The following is a 19,040-nucleotide window of genomic DNA, read 5'->3' as shown; positions in this document are numbered from 1 at the left end:
AGGCTGCTGATATTTTTTCTTATTAATTAATTCACAATATTAAGTACTTTATTTAATAAATTTACTTCTCGAGTTCCTTCATTTAAATAAGCCCTAACTGATTGAAGATTATTATTTTCTTCTATTGAAATTAAAAGTAATTTTAGGAAATTAAGAGATATAGTTTGTAAATTATAGAAATCTTCACTATAAGGAATTAATTTATTAGATATTCTTAGTGTGAGTTCTCTTTGATTATTTAAATAAGCTTTCTTAAAATCATTTCCTTGTCATATACCTAATGAAAACATTAAATCAATATTATAGATATCTTCAATATCTTGTGTGTTATATTTTCATAAATATTGATTTGATTCATTTGATTGATTATTGAAGAAGTATTTGAATTCAACATCAATTTCTGAAGAATTAATATCTATAGTATTATTAACTACTATATCTATTATATTTTTAGGTAAATCATTGTCTATTTGTAATAAATGATTCATTGTACAGCAAGTTTCAAGAATATTAATTATTTTAGTATATCTATAAACTCATTTAAAATCATTATTAGTTTGTTGCAATAATTTATCAATTAGATATTTTTTTATTCCACTAAATAATGAATTTAAGTTTTGGTTTGAATAATTTAAATAACTAGCTTCTAATTGAAATTTATTATAATCACTAGCGAAAAAGGTTCTTATATAAACATTGTACAATCTCATAAAATCAATTAAAAATGAAACATAATCTTTATTTTCTTTATTATAAATATCAAAGTAATAGAATGCTAAATTTCAATTCTTTAAATCGTCAATATAATTAATGTAACTTTGATTATTAGTAAACTCTTCATCGAGATATTCTTTAAATAAAACATATGTTCTATAGTTTGAAATTTTCGTAGATATGTGATTTATAAAACTTTGGAATAAGTTCAAAGTTAATACATCTACACTTTTACTGGTATAAATATTATCGATATTTGAAATATTAAATTTATCCAGAATAACTTGTTGGATTTGAGAGTTAGAGAGTTTATTATTTAAATAATCATTATCATAATTAATAATAGCATCAAAAAATTTTGTTTTATCATCTACATCAGTAAAAATAGAATCTGATGTAACATAAATAAATTGAATAGCATTAGATTGATTATGATTAGTAAAATTGTTTTTTATCATTTGATTAATTTCACTATTTAAATCATGCAATGACGTAAATATATCTTTATTATGTAATCTATCTAAATCTTCAAATATCAATGCTTTATTAGGATGCTTTTTATCATAAACATTACATATTAAAGAAATTAGTTTATAAATATATTTCTTATTTTCACTAAAACCTTGCTTTTCATCTGAAGCTTGAATATTTGTGCCCATTATTTGTAAAGAATCAAATTTAATTTTTGAATATGATTTATTTCTAATTCAAAAATATGATTTTCAACAAATAACAAATGAAAGAAATACAATTGATATTAAGAAACCAATATGTAATATTAAACTTATATGTCATCAATAAGTATTTACATCATCTGATATATTTATAGTCTGGCCATTTATGCTGATTTTTTGAACTTTATCAACAAATATATCAACAGGATAATTAAATAATTTTAAAGTTATCAGAGTTGTTCCAAAAATTAATGTGCAAAATAAAGATATTACAAAGAGTAAAGAAATAAATTTAGAATGTCTTGTAGTTGATTTTAACGGAACTTGATGTCTCTGTATATCTTTATCGCTGATACATGATTCAAGTTTTGAAATGATTTTTTCTTCAATAAAATTAGTTGAAATATCTTTGTTGCCATCTAAATCATAATCGCCTATCGAGATAGATATAGGAAGTGAATAAGAATTTAAGTTTTGCTTATAATTTGTATAAAAGAGTTTTGCAAGATTTATAAAGTTTAATGCAATTTCAGAGTATTTAATATTATTTGAGTTATTTTGTGAACAATGACAAGATTCAAAATCTATTAGAGTAATATTTTGTATTTTGCCATCAAAATATTCCATTATATTTCTATTAATATGTGAACTTATAATATGTTCCATCATATTATAATAATCAAAAACGGCAGATTTATTAATATTATCATCTTCAATATCTATAAATTTCTTTAATTCTATATCTAAAGCAGAGTTGCTATTTTCAATAATGTTTTTATATGTATATAATCAACTAATAAAAGTTGACTTTCCCTTTCCGTATGTGGCAATAAATCCTATATTTTTTATACTATCATCATTATGAATATCACAAAAGGTATTATGATAATATTCATAAATTAATTTGTGAAGATTGAAAAATGTAAGAATGAATTCAGAAATGTTGTTTTTATCATAATTCTTCTTTAACTTTAAAGGTATAAATTTGATTATATTATTCATATTCATCCTCCATAGGAAGAACACCTGGTTCGGAGAAATCATAGCAAGATATATTGTTATTCGGAAAAGAATTAAAAAATGCTTTTGGTATTATATGATTGAACAAATATTCATTATTTGTAATTTTCTCTTTTGGCATAATTTGATTTCAATAGGATAATAAAGGAATCTCATATATTTTAGGGAACATCTTCATTTCCAGTGAAAAATTACCTTCCTTTTCAACAAATAATTTGGTTAATAAATCATCATCATCATCAAAATACCAATGATTTCAGGAACTTAATGTGAAATCTTGTTTTGAATCATTAAATGTATTATAAACATCTAAAAATTTATCATAGAAAACATTTGATGCAAAAAACAATAAATGATTTAAAAACTCATTAAATGTTATAGTAGTTGTGGGAGGGGTTTCCTCATAAACATCATCTGGCATGTAAACTGGTCCTAATTTATCATCATCAGAATAAATACCAGGATCTATAAAGTCGATTTTCTCATTAAATATAGGTAGTTTTCAAAATAATGATTGATATTGTTTACAACACAATGCTGAAAATGATTTAAAAATATGATTAATATTGCAACAATATAAACAATTATCACTTTTACATGTTATTTGTTTACTAATTAAATGATTAACGAATTGATTCATTATAGTTGAGATGGCATTAAGTGAAAGTGAAAAAAACATATTTTTTGTTATAACAACTTTTTACACTTTCAAAAAGGATTTCAGAATATATAAATGAAAATAATTTCTCATTTAAGGAAGACTCATGGACATTATTATATTTATCAAAGTTAAGCATTAATCCATAGTCTATAAAAATATGATTAAATATAGATAAGAAGTATTTAGTGTCATCAATATCAATGAAATTATATTCATCCTTTTTTTCTTTATATATACGATCAATATCATATATATATGATCAAAACGGCATCTTAATATCTATTTCTTTATTATTGATTGAATAGCCTTTGCGCTCTATTATATGTCCGAATGTTTGCTTAATTCTTTCTGTCAACCATGTAATATCATCATCAAATAGTCTATTTGATTTAGCTGATTGAAACATTGAAATAAATTTCTGTAATAATTCTTGGATTTCATCAATATCGCGTTTTAGATATTTTGATATATACCACAACTCGAAATGTTGTAAAAATTCCGGCTCAGAAAGAAATAATATTTTATTTGCAATTAGTGTCTCTTGTTCTTTAAACCTATTGTGATTTCTGCTTTCATTTTGACTTAATACAATAAAGAAGTTATTTGTACTCTTGATATCAGCACCATTTTCATAAATAAAACCTAAATTTTCGTGTAAGTTAATTATTGTAAATTCATTTGCGTTCATTGATGAATTAAGGTTATTAATATAAAGATTTTTTATATGAACATTATGTAAAAAATAAGAAGTTTTAACCAATGAAAATCTAATTTCGACACCTAAATAATTAAAATTAATATTATCTCATGAATTCGTAACAGAAATTTGTTCATTTATTAACCTTACTGGTACGGTTATAAAAATAATAATTTCATCATTATCTGAAGCGTCAAAGAATAATGATTCTTCAGAATAATCGAAAATATAAATTTTCAGAAATTGAACAGTTATATCTTTGAATTCTTCATGTAAGAATAAATCTTCATATTCTTGATTTGTTTCAGATATTCTTACTCCGAAAAGATTTCCATTAATATTTGTTGATTCTAATGTATCGCAGTCATGAAAGCGAAATAAATTGTTATTTATGTTTCCATCAATATTATTTATTAACGAGACATCATTAATTAATAATTTCATTTCACTATCGTATATTTGGAAAATGCCATAATCTTTAACATCTATTAAAGTTTCTGTAACTTTAAAATGAATATAATTTAATAATTGATTAAGTTTAATTTTAAATGTAGAACGAAATTGACCCACAATATTTTCGTTACCTAAAATATAAGTGTAGTATTCATCTCTAAAATACTTAGACAAATTCAATACCCAATAAGTGTTATATTTATCATCAACACTTAATTGATATAAATATATATAGAAAATATTTTCGCTAAGACTTGAAATGAATGAATTTAGTTTATTAATATTGTTAAATACATATAGTCTGTCTGTATCAGAATCAAAGATTAAGTTATTATCTATATTAGTTATTTTATTTTGCTTATGTAATTTAATAATATTTATAATTGGTATATCATGTTTCTTTTCTTCGGTATTATTTATATCATTATCATTATTGTTTATATAAATTTCTATATCAAAATCATGTACTGACTTTTTTGACACCAAAAGTCAATAAGATAGTTCTTTGTAAGCTTTATAAGACACACAATTTAAAAGTTTATAAAGATTATCCAAATTACTATCTATATTTCATTTAAATCTTAGATTATGTGATTTAAAATAAGAAGATTCTAATAAAGTATGGTTAAATAATGAATTTAAGAGAGAAGCATTTATATCATTAATAGATGAAATATTGTTTCGTTTTCTGTGAGCTCATAAATAGTCAATTGAAATTTGATTTTTGTTATCATGTTCAACAAATCTTGTCAATCGAATATATTCACTACGATTATTGTCTAACAAAAATTTAATAAGTTTAGATATTTCTATCTCTAATTCTTCATCTTTTAGAGAATCGTCATCATTTATTAACTTATTTTCGCATAATTCAGATGCATATTGAACAATAATTGTAACAATAATATATGCAATTGATTTTATATCAATATTAGTTGCTAATATTTTATTTTCGTCTATATATTTCAAATATCCTTTTAGAACTCAGTATGTAGAATTAAGGATAATATTATCTATAAACTGATTATATGTAGATATACTATCTGTAGTATATTTATAGCTATAAAACTTATTATTATCTTCTTTGATGTGATTGTTCATTGAAAATTACCTCGTATATTTCATTATAATTTTGAATTAAATGAATTTTAACTTTTTCACATATTTTAGGTTCTATATCTTTAATATCCCTTTCGTTTTCAAATGGAATAAAAAATTCTAAAACTCCATCGCGACAACCACCTTCAATTTTTTCTTTTATACCACCAACAGGCTGTAAATTGCCTTTTAAATCAATCGATCCTGTAAACGCAACATTTTTTGGAATGGTTATATTTAATAAGTCAGATAATATTGATGTAACAAAAGCCACACCTGCTGAATCACCATCACTTTTAATATAAATTTGATCAAAAGATAAGGTAAATAATAAATTACTCAATTCTTTCTGAATGTTAAAATTATTCTTATTTGACACAACATAGCGAAGAGCAATAGTTGCCGAATTCTTAATAACATCTGATGCATTAGAAAGGAACTCTAAAGAAGGTGTATTAGATTTAATTTCCGTATGAATACATATTACATTTGATACACCCGATAGATAGGTAAAAGAGTTTACAGATAATGCATTAACCATACCAGGAACACGTGTTTTATGTTTATATAAATTTCTGTAATACTCTAACTCAGTCAATTTCTTTTCATAAAAACTCTTAACTATTTCATTATCTATAACTTTAATATCATTAGCAATTGCATAATATAGAAGAGTTTCCAATTCTTGCTTTAATTTACGTACACCTTCTTCAAAAGTTATTTTTTCAATTAATGTTTTAATAACTTGATCAGTTATAGTGTAAAAACTATCGTGCGAAATCCCATATTGCCTTTGCATATCAATTCATATCTCTTTTCCTATATTTACTTTTTCTTCCATTGTAAAAGGCATAAGGGTTACGAATTTAACACGACTAATTATTTCACTAGGTATATTTTGAATATAATTTGAGGTCCCGATGAAAATTATTTTAGATAAGTCGTACTCTATTTGTAAAAAGTTATCATAAAAATGATCATTTTTTTTATCCAAAACATCTAGCAATTCAGCAAATAAATTAGGATTCATTTTATCTATTTCATCAAGCAAAATAATAGGATTTGAAACACCCACTTCTTTCAATTTTTGAAGAATAATGCTTGGCTGGTAATTATTACCTTTAAAGTATCCTATTTGACTAATTCCCCCTAATGAGATTTTGATAAATTTTCTATGTAGTTGCTGCGCTAGTTTTTCTACAAAAAATGTTTTACCAGTTCCAGGCGCTCCATTAATAATATAAGTAGGGGCTTCAATTACTTTATTATCGTTATTAGTAAAACTAAAATTATCAATAACTATAGATGCACTATTATAATAAAGTAGATCATGATTTCTTTTTAAAGTAAGTTTTTTCAGAGATGAAACATAATTTTTGTAATCCTTATAAATATCTTCATAAATATTATTGGAGTTACTATTAAGATACTCATCAAAAAGTGTACTGTAACTATGGATTATCTCGTTTGATATTTTTCTTCATGGGAGCTGAATAAGGAGTTCATTTTTATTATTTAAATAGTTTCATTCATCTGCAGACATATTTTCTAATCTTTTAGAAATCAATAAAGCTACTTTTTTATTATTGTATTTAGTCAAAACTCACTCTGGAATATTTTTATAATCCTTGATATTTTGGCTTGTAAGTCATTTATCCAGATGCTGCATAAATGATATAAACGGATCATGAATTGAGTCAGATGGATTTATAAAATTATTTAAGAAATCCTTTTCATCATTAAATATCTTTAAATAATAAGTTAATTTAAAAATTTTTTCAATTAATGTGGAATTAGTAGTTATGTCCATTTCTTTTCATAATTCAACGTTTTGACTTTCAATGAATTTAAGTGAAGAGGAAACTAGATTTTGCAATATGGTATTATCTTCCTTTGATAATAATTCAAAATCTTTATTTAATGTTTCTGTTAACTTTTTATTGCAAAAATCAATTATTTTTAAAGTGTATATATGGAAATTATCCATATTTTCTTCATTTAATACTTCAGCATTTAAATCATATATCTTCTCTTTATGAGAATTAACTACATCTAATTTAATGCTTTTATCATCAATTTTTTCAGTAGTAAAATACTTAAAAGTTATATATGGTAGTAACTTATTTGAAGTTTGAAAGTTTTTATTCATTAGCTTTCTCCAATCTATTCAATAAAGTATCGAAATAAATTTTTATAATTCCTTCTTGTTTCTCGAGTGACAATTTGCTTAAATCTGCATTAATTTTTGTGGTTAATTCTCTTGAATTTGATAAATTTTGATTAATAATCAGTTGTTTTATATATTCATTAGGATTAATAAATTTAATATGTCTAGAATCAGATATTGCTTTTAAGTTTCTCTTTGCAAGTGTGGTTAGTTCGTTAGTTCCTAGATCATTAAACATAAATAAATTAGTAATATCTTTTATAAATTTTTCAGAAAAATAATTTTTTAATAAACAACTAACATGATTACTGTTCAAATTTGTTTCTGTAATTTCTTTTATATAAAGATTGCTAGTAAAAATAATAATATTGTTATTAAAAGGTATTTTCTTATTATCTATATTAACTATAAAATTCTCATCTAAAATTTCCTCCAGAACATGTGGAAATTGTTTAATGAAATTAGATTTCTCTATTTCATCAAACAAAATAACATTATTTTTTTGAATTAACAATTTATTGCATAATGAATTTGGGTGCTCATTATTACCTATAATAAGTTCGATTCAATTTTGATAGTTATCTAGTCTTGAACAATCAATATAAATTAAGTTATTATTAGTAAAATTTTTACTTATACTTTTTGCGGTTTGAGTTTTTCCTATACCCGATTTTCCTAAAAAGAAAAATGAGTAATTATTATTATTGATTTTATTAACTGTAAAATAAAGATATTTTGATAATTCTTGAATTATATGTTTTTGACCCACGATATCTTTATTTAGTTTTTTCTCAATATTATTTTGATAAATAAGCTTATCTGAAATAAAAAAGTATTTATTAATAGATTTTGTAATTTCATGGATAGTGATTTCTTTGTTATCATTAATAGCAATATTGAATATATAGTTTATGTCGTTATATATATCATTTGAATAAGCTAGAATTTTAGTAGTAATATAACATATATTAATTTGATTTAACTTATGTTTTCTTATTTCATTTAATTGATTAATATAATCTTGAATAATGATTTGTTTATCAACACCGTCATTTCTTATTATCATAGAAACAAACTTAGATAACATATCATTATGGAAAAGTTGTTTGGCATTAATTATCGAATTATAATTAAAAGCAAATGATGTGTTTTTTATATCTAATATGTTTATAAGGTAATCATAAAAAGTGAAATAATTTCGATTGGATATATATGTTGCTCCTTCATCGAAATCAAAAATATTTTTAAAGTAAACTAGAAATTTTTTATCAGGGTTGCTGAGTAAAAAGCTGCTTAAAAATACAATAAAATTATTAAAGTACTCCTCGAATTCATCTCATTTAGTGGTTTTATTATCACTTTGAAAAATTTTCTTACAATCAAATATATAGATTGATAGATTGTCATTTATATGAGATATATTAGAAAGAACTTTTTCAACAGTGTCATAGTCCGAATCGCGAAAACAAAAGTTTACACTATTAGATATAAAGTTGTTTACTTCTTTTGAAAACAAATCATAATCAATATAATAAAAGTCATTTTCTAATTTAAGTTGAGATATCGAATCTAAATAAACGTTTTCTATATCGCTCTTACTCTTTTTTTGTTTATTTAATCTTTTATTTCGTATCTGTTGCAATCTATTAGTCATATTTAACCTCGAATGTGTTATCTTTAATAGCAACTAAAATCGAATTCGTTTCTTCTTTTAAATTTGATGTTATGTTATTAATAATATTCATCTCCAATTCATAAATATCTTTTATTTGATAGCTATTTGCAAAACGAATAGTTAACTCTTTATTTAGGATATTTTTAACATAATGCTCTAAATCTTTTTTTAGGTGTTCTAGTGAGCTATTGTTTCTTTTTATCAATTCATTATCCAGGAATAGAATTTGATTAAATCTGTTGATAAATTCAATTGGATAAAATAAAGATAAAAATGATTTTATATCAGAGTTTTGGCTTAACTTAAAGGCATTAGAAATATTCCAATCTGTATCTATTACAATTATTTTGGCTAATTTGCAATTAAATTCATTACCGAAATTATCTGTTACAACACCTTCATCGACAACCCGCATAAGTTTTAATAATGTATTTTTAGAACATTTTTGTATATTTTTAAATACACATAATGCATTTGCATTTTGTTTAACGGCATTAATAAAGGATGCTGTATCATTCAAATTTGAACTAAAGATAAATTCAGATGATATTTTTTTAAAGTTAAATATAAAGAAGTTATTTTCCTTATATAATTCGTCATTAATTTGCTTTAATGATTCATCATTAATATTATCGTATGCATCAATAATAAATAAACTTCTTGGTTTTTTATTTAATAGGCAATAATAATTTGTTTCATTTTCTATAAGAGAACTAAATGTATTATTGAATGCATCATCATTAGAAATATGTAAATTCATATTTTTTTGTGGTTCTATAATATTTAAGTAATTTTGAGTAAAACTATAAATGCATTTCCAAAAATCATCAATATTATTTATTGATTCATTATTATGCTTTAAATAACTAACTATATTATCGAAATAAATTTCATATAAGAAGTTTGTAAAAATTCCAACAAAATTATCTAATTGTTCATTTGATAATTTAAAATTTAAAAAACCTAATTTTGTGATGAAAATTTGTTTTCAAAGTTCTTTGTTATATTTAAGTTTTGAAATTTTATGAGTATACAATTCATTTTTATTATTATTTTGAATTAAATTTGCATAGTTGTTATATAAACCTGTTTTCATACCACATATAGTGATAATGTTTTTATGGAAATTCAATAGTAGGATTTTGGCAGATTCATTGAGATTTATACCGTTTTCTTCATTAGAATTAATCCCGTATAACATTACATGATCAATATTTTGAAAATTTAAAATAGTTTTTTCCTTGTAAGGTATTATTTTTTCTAATGTATCATAAAAATCACCAAAAACTCTTGTGTCGCTATTAACTGATCTACAATGGTGAGCTAGTAAGAATCCTGGACTTATAAAATTTATAAATTTGAATTTCTCATTTTCAATATATTTATTAAATATATTGAAAAACATTCAATAATCATTGTAACTTTCATAAACCATTAAAATATTTTTATTCTGTTCAAGTGCTGTAATAAAATTATTTGTTAGATATTCATCAAGAACAATATTTTCAAGAATGATTTCGGAATCAAGCAAATCAAAATTTGAATAAAACAGAATATTTAATCAGGCATCATAAATATTTAATATATTTTCTGCTTTTGAATCCTCGATATAACCTGCTCTAACATAGTTTGTACTGTTGGATCCTCGTCATCGTAGTCTGTTTGAAATATTTTCTAAATCTTCTAAGAGTTCATTACCATCAATATATTTATTTTCTCTATATTCATCAAACAACCCCTTTTTTATCTTTATGTAGTTCTTTATATATCCTGAATAATTTAGATTTACTTTCTAAATATTTAGAATAGAGTTCATCTGTGTCGATAGAACTATCTATTTTTTTTATAAACGAAAAAGCTGAATTATTTTTATTGGGATCTGAATTTGCACCTTCTCTTATCAATAAATCATTTATAAATCACAGCATAATAAGCTGTTTACTCGTAAGATGAAAATCCTTTAGCTTAATTTCGGTATGAGATAAATTTTTATCATTGTCTGAATTATTAAGTATTTTTGGAATAGAGAGCATATCCAATAATTCCTCTTTATACACATTAAAATCTCTTTTATACTGTTCAGAGATCGTTTTGAGTGTATCATTTAAAATACGCTCATAATTAATATTCATTTTGCTTATATCTAGCAAGTCTAGTCAATTAATAATATTTTCAAATTGTGGCAAAATAATTTTTTTATTAGTCATAATTTCCTTATATTTTAATGTTATCAATATATATATATATTGATTTATATTGCAATTTTTAAGCCTACAGATAAGTAATAAAAATTAAAATTAATAATATTATTCGTGTTTAAAGTGAATAAAATAGATATCAGTTTGTATGTTTAGTTCCTGAATAATTTCTTTATAGATAAAAATATATGAAAAAAATTTAAAAAAATATGATACACACGGATAAGTTGTTATATAATACATTAGCTATTTTAGATAGCCTAAAATTACAATTAAATTATTAATCTTATTTTTATATGAATTTTTAAAATAAATGAAAGGAAGCAAACAATGCCAACAACTAATCAATTAGTTACAAATGGTCGTAGTTCAAAAACAAGAAAGCAAAATGCACCTGCATTAAGCTTAAGCTACAACTCATTAATTAAAAAAGCAAAAAAAATGGCATCACCATTTAAACGTGGTGTATGTACTCGTGTTGCTACAATGACACCTAAAAAACCTAACTCAGCATTACGTAAATATGCTCGTGTTAAGTTATCAAATGGAATGGAAGTTACAGCTTACATCCCTGGTGAAGGACACAACTTACAAGAACACTCTGTTGTATTAATCCGTGGTGGACGTGTTAAAGACTTACCTGGGGTTAGATACCACATCGTTCGTGGAACACAAGATGCAGCTGGTGTTGCAAAACGTAACCAAGGACGTAGTTTATACGGAGCTAAAAAAGCTAAATAATAAAAGCATAATTTTATAAATTAATTACATAAATATATTAAAAAATTAGGAGGACAATTATGTCAAGAAAGAAAAGTGCACCAATCCGTGAAGTACTTGCAGATCCAGTTTTTAATTCTGTAATCGTTACAAAATTAATTAACCAAATTATGCTTGACGGAAAAAAATCAATTGCTCAAGATATTTTATATTCAGCATTTAACATTATTAAAGAAAAAACTAATAGAGAACCAATGGAAGTTTTCTTAGAAGCTGTAGAAAACATAACACCTCAATTAGAAATTAGAACAAGAAGAATAGGTGGAACAAACTACCAAGTTCCTACAGAAGTTTCTCCACGTAGAAAACAAACATTAGCATTAAGATGACTTGTTCAATATTCTAGATTAAGAAACGAAAAAACAATGGATGTTAGATTAGCTAACGAAATCATTGATGCATCAAACAAAACAGGTGGAGCTATCAAAAAACGTGAAGACACACATAAAATGGCAGAAGCTAACCGTGCTTTCGCTCACTTCAGATGATAGTTTTATAGGAATATATGGCTAGAGAATATGAATTAAAAGATTACCGTAATATCGGTATTATGGCCCACATTGATGCAGGTAAAACAACAACTACCGAAAGAATCTTATTCCACACAGGAAAAATTCACAAAATAGGTGAAACACACGATGGTGCTTCGCAAATGGATTGAATGGCTCAAGAACAAGAACGTGGAATTACAATTACTTCAGCTGCTACTACAGCTTTCTGAAAAGGTAAAAGAATCAATATCATCGACACACCAGGTCACGTTGACTTCACAGTTGAAGTTGAACGTTCACTTCGTGTATTAGATGGTGCTGTTGCGGTTCTTGATGCTCAATCAGGAGTTGAACCACAAACAGAAACAGTTTGAAGACAAGCTACAAACTACAAAGTTCCTCGTATCGTTTATGTTAACAAAATGGATAAAGCTGGAGCAGATTTTGCGGCTTCAGTTGCATCAGTTAAACAACGTTTAGGAGGGAATGCAGTTGCTATCCAATGACCTATTGGAGCAGAATCTGATTTTGAAGGTTTAATTGACCTTGTTACATTAGAAGCTATTAAATACAATGGAGAAGCTCAAGAAGAAGAATTCCCAACAGAAATTCCAGCTCACTTACAAGATATTGTTGCAGAAAAACGTCAAGAATTATTAGAAGCTGTTGCTAACTTCGATGAAGATTTAATGATGGCTGTACTTGAAGGCGGAGATGTAACAGTTGAAGAATTCAAAAAAGGAATTAGAAAAGCTACATTAACATCAGAATTCTTCCCTGTTGTTTGTGGAACATCATTCAAAAACAAAGGTGTAAAAAGAATGATTGATGCAGTAGTTGACTATTTACCATCACCATTAGATGTACCACCAATTTTAGCTTACGATGGAGAAAAAGAAGTTAAAGTTGAAGCTACAGATGAAGGAAACTTTGCTGCATTAGCATTCAAAGTTATGACTGACCCATATGTAGGATCATTAACATTCTTCAGAGTTTACCGTGGAGTATTAGAAAAAGGTAGCTACGTATACAACTCAACTAAAGAACAAAAAGAACGTATTGGACGTATCTTACAAATGCACGCAAATAACCGTGTTGAAATCGATGAATGTCGTGCAGGTGATATTGCCGCTGCTGTTGGACTTAAATATACAACAACAGGTGATACATTAATTGATGAAAAATCACCAAAAATCGTTCTTGAAAAAATGGTATTCCCAGAACCAGTTATTTCACAAGCTCTTGAACCAGAATCAAAAGCAGCTACTGAAAAACTTTCATTAGGATTACAAAAATTAGCAGCAGAAGACCCAACATTTAGAACTTACACAGATGAAGAAACAGGACAAACAATTATCGCAGGTATGGGTGAATTACACCTTGATATCATTGTTGACCGTCTAAAACGTGAATTCGGTGTTAAAGCTAAAGTTGGAGCTCCTCAAGTTTCATACCGTGAAACAATTACAATTCCAGCAGAAGTTGAAGGAAAACACATCAAACAATCTGGTGGTAAAGGACAATATGGACACGTATGAATTAAATTTGAACCAAACCCAGATGGTGGATTTGAATTCGTTGATAAAATCGTTGGTGGTAAAATTCCTAAAGAATACATTAAATCAATCCAAAAAGGACTTGAAGAAAAAATGGCAGCTGGTATTTTAGCTGGTTACCCAATGATTGATATTAAAGCTACATTATTTGATGGATCATACCACGATGTCGATTCATCTGAAATGGCTTACAAAATCGCTGCTTCTAAGGCTCTTACAAAAGCTAAAGATAAAATTGGAACAGTATTACTTGAACCAATCATGGATGTTGCAGTAGTTGTGCCATCAGATCACATGGGAGATGTAATCGGTGACTTATCACGTCGTAGAGGACTTGTAAACGACCAAGAACAAAGAAATGATGGAGCTGTTATCGTTAAAGCTATGGTTCCACTTTCAGAAATGTTCGGGTACTCAACAGAACTTAGATCTATGACAAGTGGTCGTGGAACATACCAAATGCAATTTGATCACTACGAAAAATGTCCTAAATCAATCGCTGATGAAATCATTAAACGTAGAAACATTCAAGATAAAGATGAAGATTAATATTCATTCTTTTCAATAATAATTAGTTAGTGCTAGTCACTAACTTTTTTATTTAGAAATCTAACCATTTTATTTATTTTCATAAATAAACTGTTTATAATTAATTTTATGAGTAAAACAAATGAATATAATGCAAGTAGTATACAGCAGCTTAAAGGTTTAGAAGCTGTCAGAAAAAGACCGGGGATGTACATCGGAGGAACTGATGTACATGGTTTACATCACCTTGTTTGAGAAATTGTTGACAATGCAATTGATGAGGCTTTAGCAGGATATGCAACAAATATTGATGTTATATTACATGATGATGATTCAGTTGAAGTTATTGATAACGGACGTGGAATTCCTGTTGATAAAATGAAAGGACAAAGCAGAACAGCGGTTGAATTAATTTTTACTGAGTTACATGCTGGTGGAAAGTTTGATTCAGGAGCTTATAAAACATCTGGTGGATTACACGGGGTTGGGTCGTCTGTTGTTAATGCTTTATCTACAAAATTAATTGCAACAGTTTCGAGAGATAAAAAAATATATGAAACAGTATTCCAACAAGATACCATTTTAGTACATACACATGAAATCGGAACAAGTAAAAGTAATTGAACATCAATTCGCTTTTGACCTGATTATGCATTTTTCAAGAGAGCTAAATTAAGTTTTGACAAAATTTCTGAACGTTTAAAAGAAAGTTCGTTTTTAATTTCAAACTTAAAGATTACCTTAACTGATGAAAAGAATAATAAAAAAGAAGTTTATGAATATTCAAAAGGGCTTGAATCATTTTTAAACTTTATAAATGATTCTAAAATAAGCATTACTCCGCCAGTTTCATTTCAAGATAGTAAAAAAGAAATTGAAGTTGATTTTGCTTTCCAATGAACAGATTCTTATAATGAAATAATATTAAGTTTCGTTAATAATGTTAAAACTCGTGATGGTGGAACACATGAAATTGGTTTAAAATCAGCTTTTACTAAAACAATGAATGAATTTGCATTACGTGAAGGAATTGTAAAAAATGGTAAATTGTTTGATGGAGATGATATTCGTGAAGGACTTTCTTGTATCTTATCATTAAAAATACCAGAAAACTTATTAGAATTTGTTGGTCAAACAAAAGATAAATTAGGAACTCCTGAAGCTAAAAATGTTGTTGAAGAAATTGTTTCAAAATATTTAGAAATCTGAATCAACGAAAATAAATCATTAGCTAAAGATGTTTTGGACAAAGTCAAGAAAGCATATGATTTAAGACTAGAAGAAAGAAAACTTCGTGAAGAAAGTAGAAAATCTAAAAAAATAGCATCAGAAAAACTCATATTAAGCGATAAATTAACACCTGCTACATCAAAAGATGCAAGTGAAAAAGAATTATTTCTTGTCGAAGGAGATTCTGCCGGAGGAAGTGCTAAAAGCGGACGTGATAGAAAATTCCAAGCTATATTGCCACTTAGAGGAAAAGTTATTAACTCTGAAAAGAAAAAAATCAGCGAAGTATTAAAGAACATTGAAATCAGTACAATTATTAATACTATAGGAGCTGGTTTTGGTAAAGATTTTGATGTTACTAAGTCTCAATATAATAAAATAATCATAATGACAGATGCTGATACTGATGGAGCCCATATTCAAGTTTTACTATTAACATTCTTTTATAGATTTATGAAACAATTAATTGAAAAAGGTATGGTTTATATCGCTCTTCCACCTTTATATAAGGTTAGTGGTAAGAATTCTAAAAAAATTACATATGCTTGAGACGAAGAACAATTAAAAGATATTCTTGAAGAAACTAAAGAACCATATGAATTACAAAGATATAAAGGTCTAGGTGAAATGAATGCTGACCAATTATGAGAAACTACAATGGATCCCAAAACTAGAACATTAATACAAACAACTATTGAAGATGCTTCGTTAGCAGAACGTAGAGTTAGTGTATTAATGGGAGAAAATGCAGAATTTAGAAAAGATTGAATTGATAATAATGTCGATTTCTCATCTGAAGATGATTTCATGGAATTAATTCAATAACCATCATTAAATGAAATAATCATAACTATGTCTAAAAATTTAAAATTTAGTAAAAAATAATTTTATGCTATAATAAATGCACTTTAAATTATTATTAATAGTAATAATCTAAATAATCGATTTTAAATAGCTACTTAAAAAAGAAAGGATTATTTATGTCAAGAAGAGATGTTCTTACAGGTAAAGGGCCTCAATCAGGAAACAAACGTTCTCATGCTTTAAATGCTACAAAGAGAAAATTTAATCCTAACTTACAAACAGTAAGAGTGACAATTGATGGTCAAAAAATGAAACTTAAAGTAAGTGCAAAGACACTAAAAACTTTAAAAACAAAAGGAATGATATAATAAATTTCATTCGTTCGAACGATAATAAAAAAATAGCAAAAAATGCTATTTTTTTATTTTGTGTTTAAAATTTCTGTTATATAATAATAACACCTAACAGCTAAAAAGCTTTAGTAAAGTTCTTTGAAAACTAGATATATACAATGTACATGACAGTCAATTTTTTTCGAGAGTTTGATCCTGGCTCAGGATGAACGCTGGCTGTGTGCCTAATACATGCATGTCGAGCGGAGTTCTTCGGAACTTAGCGGCGAATGGGTGAGTAACACGTACTTAACGTACCTTTTAGATTGGGACAACGATGAGAAATTATCGCTAATACCGGATACTTATAAGGAAGGCATCTTTCTTATATAAAAGGAGCTTTCAAGCTCCACTAAAAGATCGGGGTGCGGAACATTAGCTAGTTGGTGAGGTAATGGCTCACCAAGGCTATGATGTTTAACGGGGTTGAGAGACTGATCCGTCACACTGGGACTGAGATACGGCCCAGACTCCTACGGGAGGCAGCAGTAGGGAATTTTCCACAATGGACGAAAGTCTGATGGAGCGACACAGCGTGCAGGATGAAGGCCTTCGGGTTGTAAACTGCTGTTATTTAGGATGAAAAAATAGTAGAGGAAATGCTATTATCTTGACAGTACTAAATCAGAAAGCAACGGCTAACTATGTGCCAGCAGCCGCGGTAATACATAGGTTGCAAGCGTTATCCGGAATTATTGGGCGTAAAGCGTCTGTAGGTTGTTTGTTAAGTCTGGCGTCAAAACTTGGGGCTCAACCCCAAATCGCGTTGGATACTGGCAAACTAGAATTGTGTAGAGGTTAACGGAATTCCTTGTGAAGCGGTGAAATGCGTAGATATAAGGAAGAACACCAACTTGGCGAAGGCAGTTAACTGGGCACATATTGACACTGAGAGACGAAAGCGTGGGGAGCAAACAGGATTAGATACCCTGGTAGTCCACGCCGTAAACGATGATGATTAGCTGATGGGAACCATCGGCGCAGCTAACGCATTAAATCATCCGCCTGAGTAGTATGCTCGCAAGAGTGAAACTTAAAGGAATTGACGGGGATCCGCACAAGCGGTGGAGCATGTGGTTTAATTTGAAGATACGCGTAGAACCTTACCCACTCTTGACATCTTCTGCAAAGCTATAGAGATATAGTGGAGGTTAACAGAATGACAGATGGTGCATGGTTGTCGTCAGCTCGTGTCGTGAGATGTTCGGTTAAGTCCTGCAACGAGCGCAACCCTTATCCTTAATTAAATACCTTAAGGAGACTGCCCGGGTAACTGGGAGGAAGGTGGGGACGACGTCAAATCATCATGCCTCTTACGAGTGGGGCAACACACGTGCTACAATGGAAGGTACAAAGAGAAGCAATATGGCGACATGGAGCAAATCTCAAAAAACCTTTCTCAGTTCGGATTGTAGTCTGCAACTCGACTACATGAAGTCGGAATCGCTAGTAATCGTAGATCAGCTACGCTACGGTGAATACGTTCTCGGGTCTTGTACACACCGCCCGTCACACCATGGGAGCTGGTAATGCCCGAAGTCGGTTTAGTCAACTACGGAGACAACTGCCTAAGGCAGGACTGGTGACTGGGGTGAAGTCGTAACAAGGTATCCCTACGAGAACGTGGGGATGGATTACCTCCTTTCTACGGAGTACAAAATAACAATTTATTTGTTACTTATTTACAATTTACCTTATTATAATAAGCTGTCATTATATATCTAGTTTTGAGAGAACTTTCTCTCTTATGTTCTTTGAAAACTGAATAGTAAAGATATTAATATAACAACGACATCAAAAAATAAATTAGTCAATTTGTTTTGTGATACCGAGAAATTATTAGAAATAATAATTCGTTAAAATGTCTTTGAATACATCAACAACAATAGGAAAATATTGTTA

The 19,040-nt window shown here is 27.4% G+C and carries 12 protein-coding genes and 1 rRNA gene; 6 read left to right on the top strand and 7 right to left on the bottom strand.

The genetic code is table 4. The features are described from left to right. Positions 1-26: 26 nt before the first annotated feature. From SAM46_RS03575 to SAM46_RS03545, 7 genes are read right to left on the bottom strand one after another with little or no spacing between them, the layout of a single operon-like run. Entirely contained in the window at positions 27-2,390 is a 2,364-nt protein-coding gene (locus SAM46_RS03575) for a YobI family P-loop NTPase (RefSeq protein ID WP_078747265.1), read from the bottom strand. After that, positions 2,383-3,087 carry a hypothetical protein gene (locus SAM46_RS03570; RefSeq protein WP_078747264.1) on the bottom strand — a complete coding sequence of 235 codons (705 nt, stop codon included), beginning with the start codon at positions 3,085-3,087 and terminating at the stop codon, positions 2,383-2,385. Before SAM46_RS03570 ends, SAM46_RS03575 begins: the two co-directional genes overlap by 8 nt. Further along, positions 3,065-5,320 carry a hypothetical protein gene (locus tag SAM46_RS03565; RefSeq protein ID WP_078747263.1) on the bottom strand — a complete coding sequence of 752 codons (2,256 nt, stop codon included), beginning with the start codon at positions 5,318-5,320 and terminating at the stop codon, positions 3,065-3,067. Before SAM46_RS03565 ends, SAM46_RS03570 begins: the two co-directional genes overlap by 23 nt. Continuing rightward, on the bottom strand, positions 5,295-7,466 hold the full coding sequence (locus tag SAM46_RS03560) for a S16 family serine protease (RefSeq protein ID WP_078747262.1): 2,172 nt from the start codon (positions 7,464-7,466) through the stop codon (positions 5,295-5,297). The genes SAM46_RS03565 and SAM46_RS03560 overlap by 26 nt, the downstream gene beginning before the upstream one ends. Beyond that, the gene (locus tag SAM46_RS03555; protein ID WP_078747261.1) at positions 7,459-9,138 is read right to left on the bottom strand and encodes an AAA family ATPase; all 1,680 of its coding nucleotides are present in this window, start codon (positions 9,136-9,138) and stop codon (positions 7,459-7,461) included. The genes SAM46_RS03560 and SAM46_RS03555 overlap by 8 nt, the downstream gene beginning before the upstream one ends. Continuing rightward, positions 9,131-10,894, bottom strand: coding sequence for a P-loop NTPase family protein (locus tag SAM46_RS03550; protein WP_078747260.1), 1,764 nt, complete (start codon positions 10,892-10,894; stop codon positions 9,131-9,133). The genes SAM46_RS03555 and SAM46_RS03550 overlap by 8 nt, the downstream gene beginning before the upstream one ends. After that, entirely contained in the window at positions 10,878-11,366 is a 489-nt protein-coding gene (locus tag SAM46_RS03545; RefSeq protein ID WP_078747259.1) for a hypothetical protein, read from the bottom strand. Before SAM46_RS03545 ends, SAM46_RS03550 begins: the two co-directional genes overlap by 17 nt. Before the next feature lie 321 nt (positions 11,367-11,687). Here SAM46_RS03545 and rpsL point away from each other — a divergent pair, with 321 nt between their 5' ends. The 6 genes from rpsL to SAM46_RS03515 all read left to right on the top strand — a co-directional run bounded on the left by rpsL (position 11,688) and on the right by SAM46_RS03515 (position 18,783). Continuing rightward, on the top strand, positions 11,688-12,098 hold the full coding sequence (rpsL, locus tag SAM46_RS03540; RefSeq protein WP_078747258.1) for a 30S ribosomal protein S12: 411 nt from the start codon (positions 11,688-11,690) through the stop codon (positions 12,096-12,098). Between the two features lie 59 nt (positions 12,099-12,157). Next, a complete protein-coding gene (rpsG, locus tag SAM46_RS03535) occupies positions 12,158-12,628 on the top strand; it encodes a 30S ribosomal protein S7 (protein ID WP_305938017.1) in 471 nt (156 codons plus the stop codon). Between the two features lie 14 nt (positions 12,629-12,642). Then, positions 12,643-14,733 (top strand): elongation factor G, encoded by a 2,091-nt coding sequence (gene fusA, locus SAM46_RS03530; RefSeq protein WP_078747368.1) that lies wholly within the window; start codon positions 12,643-12,645, stop codon positions 14,731-14,733. Between the two features lie 108 nt (positions 14,734-14,841). Continuing rightward, positions 14,842-16,767 (top strand): DNA topoisomerase IV subunit B, encoded by a 1,926-nt coding sequence (gene parE, locus SAM46_RS03525; RefSeq protein WP_078747369.1) that lies wholly within the window; start codon positions 14,842-14,844, stop codon positions 16,765-16,767. 155 nt (positions 16,768-16,922) lie between these two features. After that, positions 16,923-17,114, top strand: coding sequence for a 50S ribosomal protein L28 (gene rpmB, locus SAM46_RS03520; RefSeq protein WP_078747370.1), 192 nt, complete (start codon positions 16,923-16,925; stop codon positions 17,112-17,114). A 162-nt stretch (positions 17,115-17,276) separates the two neighbouring features. Next, positions 17,277-18,783, top strand: a 16S ribosomal RNA gene (locus SAM46_RS03515). Positions 18,784-19,040: the final 257 nt, after the last annotated feature.

It is taken from the genome of Mycoplasmopsis verecunda, from assembly GCF_033546915.1.
Classification (GTDB): domain Bacteria; phylum Bacillota_I; class Bacilli_A; order Mycoplasmatales; family Metamycoplasmataceae; genus Mycoplasmopsis; species Mycoplasmopsis verecunda.
The sequence above is the reverse complement of the archived record's forward strand: the minus strand, read 5'-3'. Positions and strand labels throughout refer to the sequence as shown.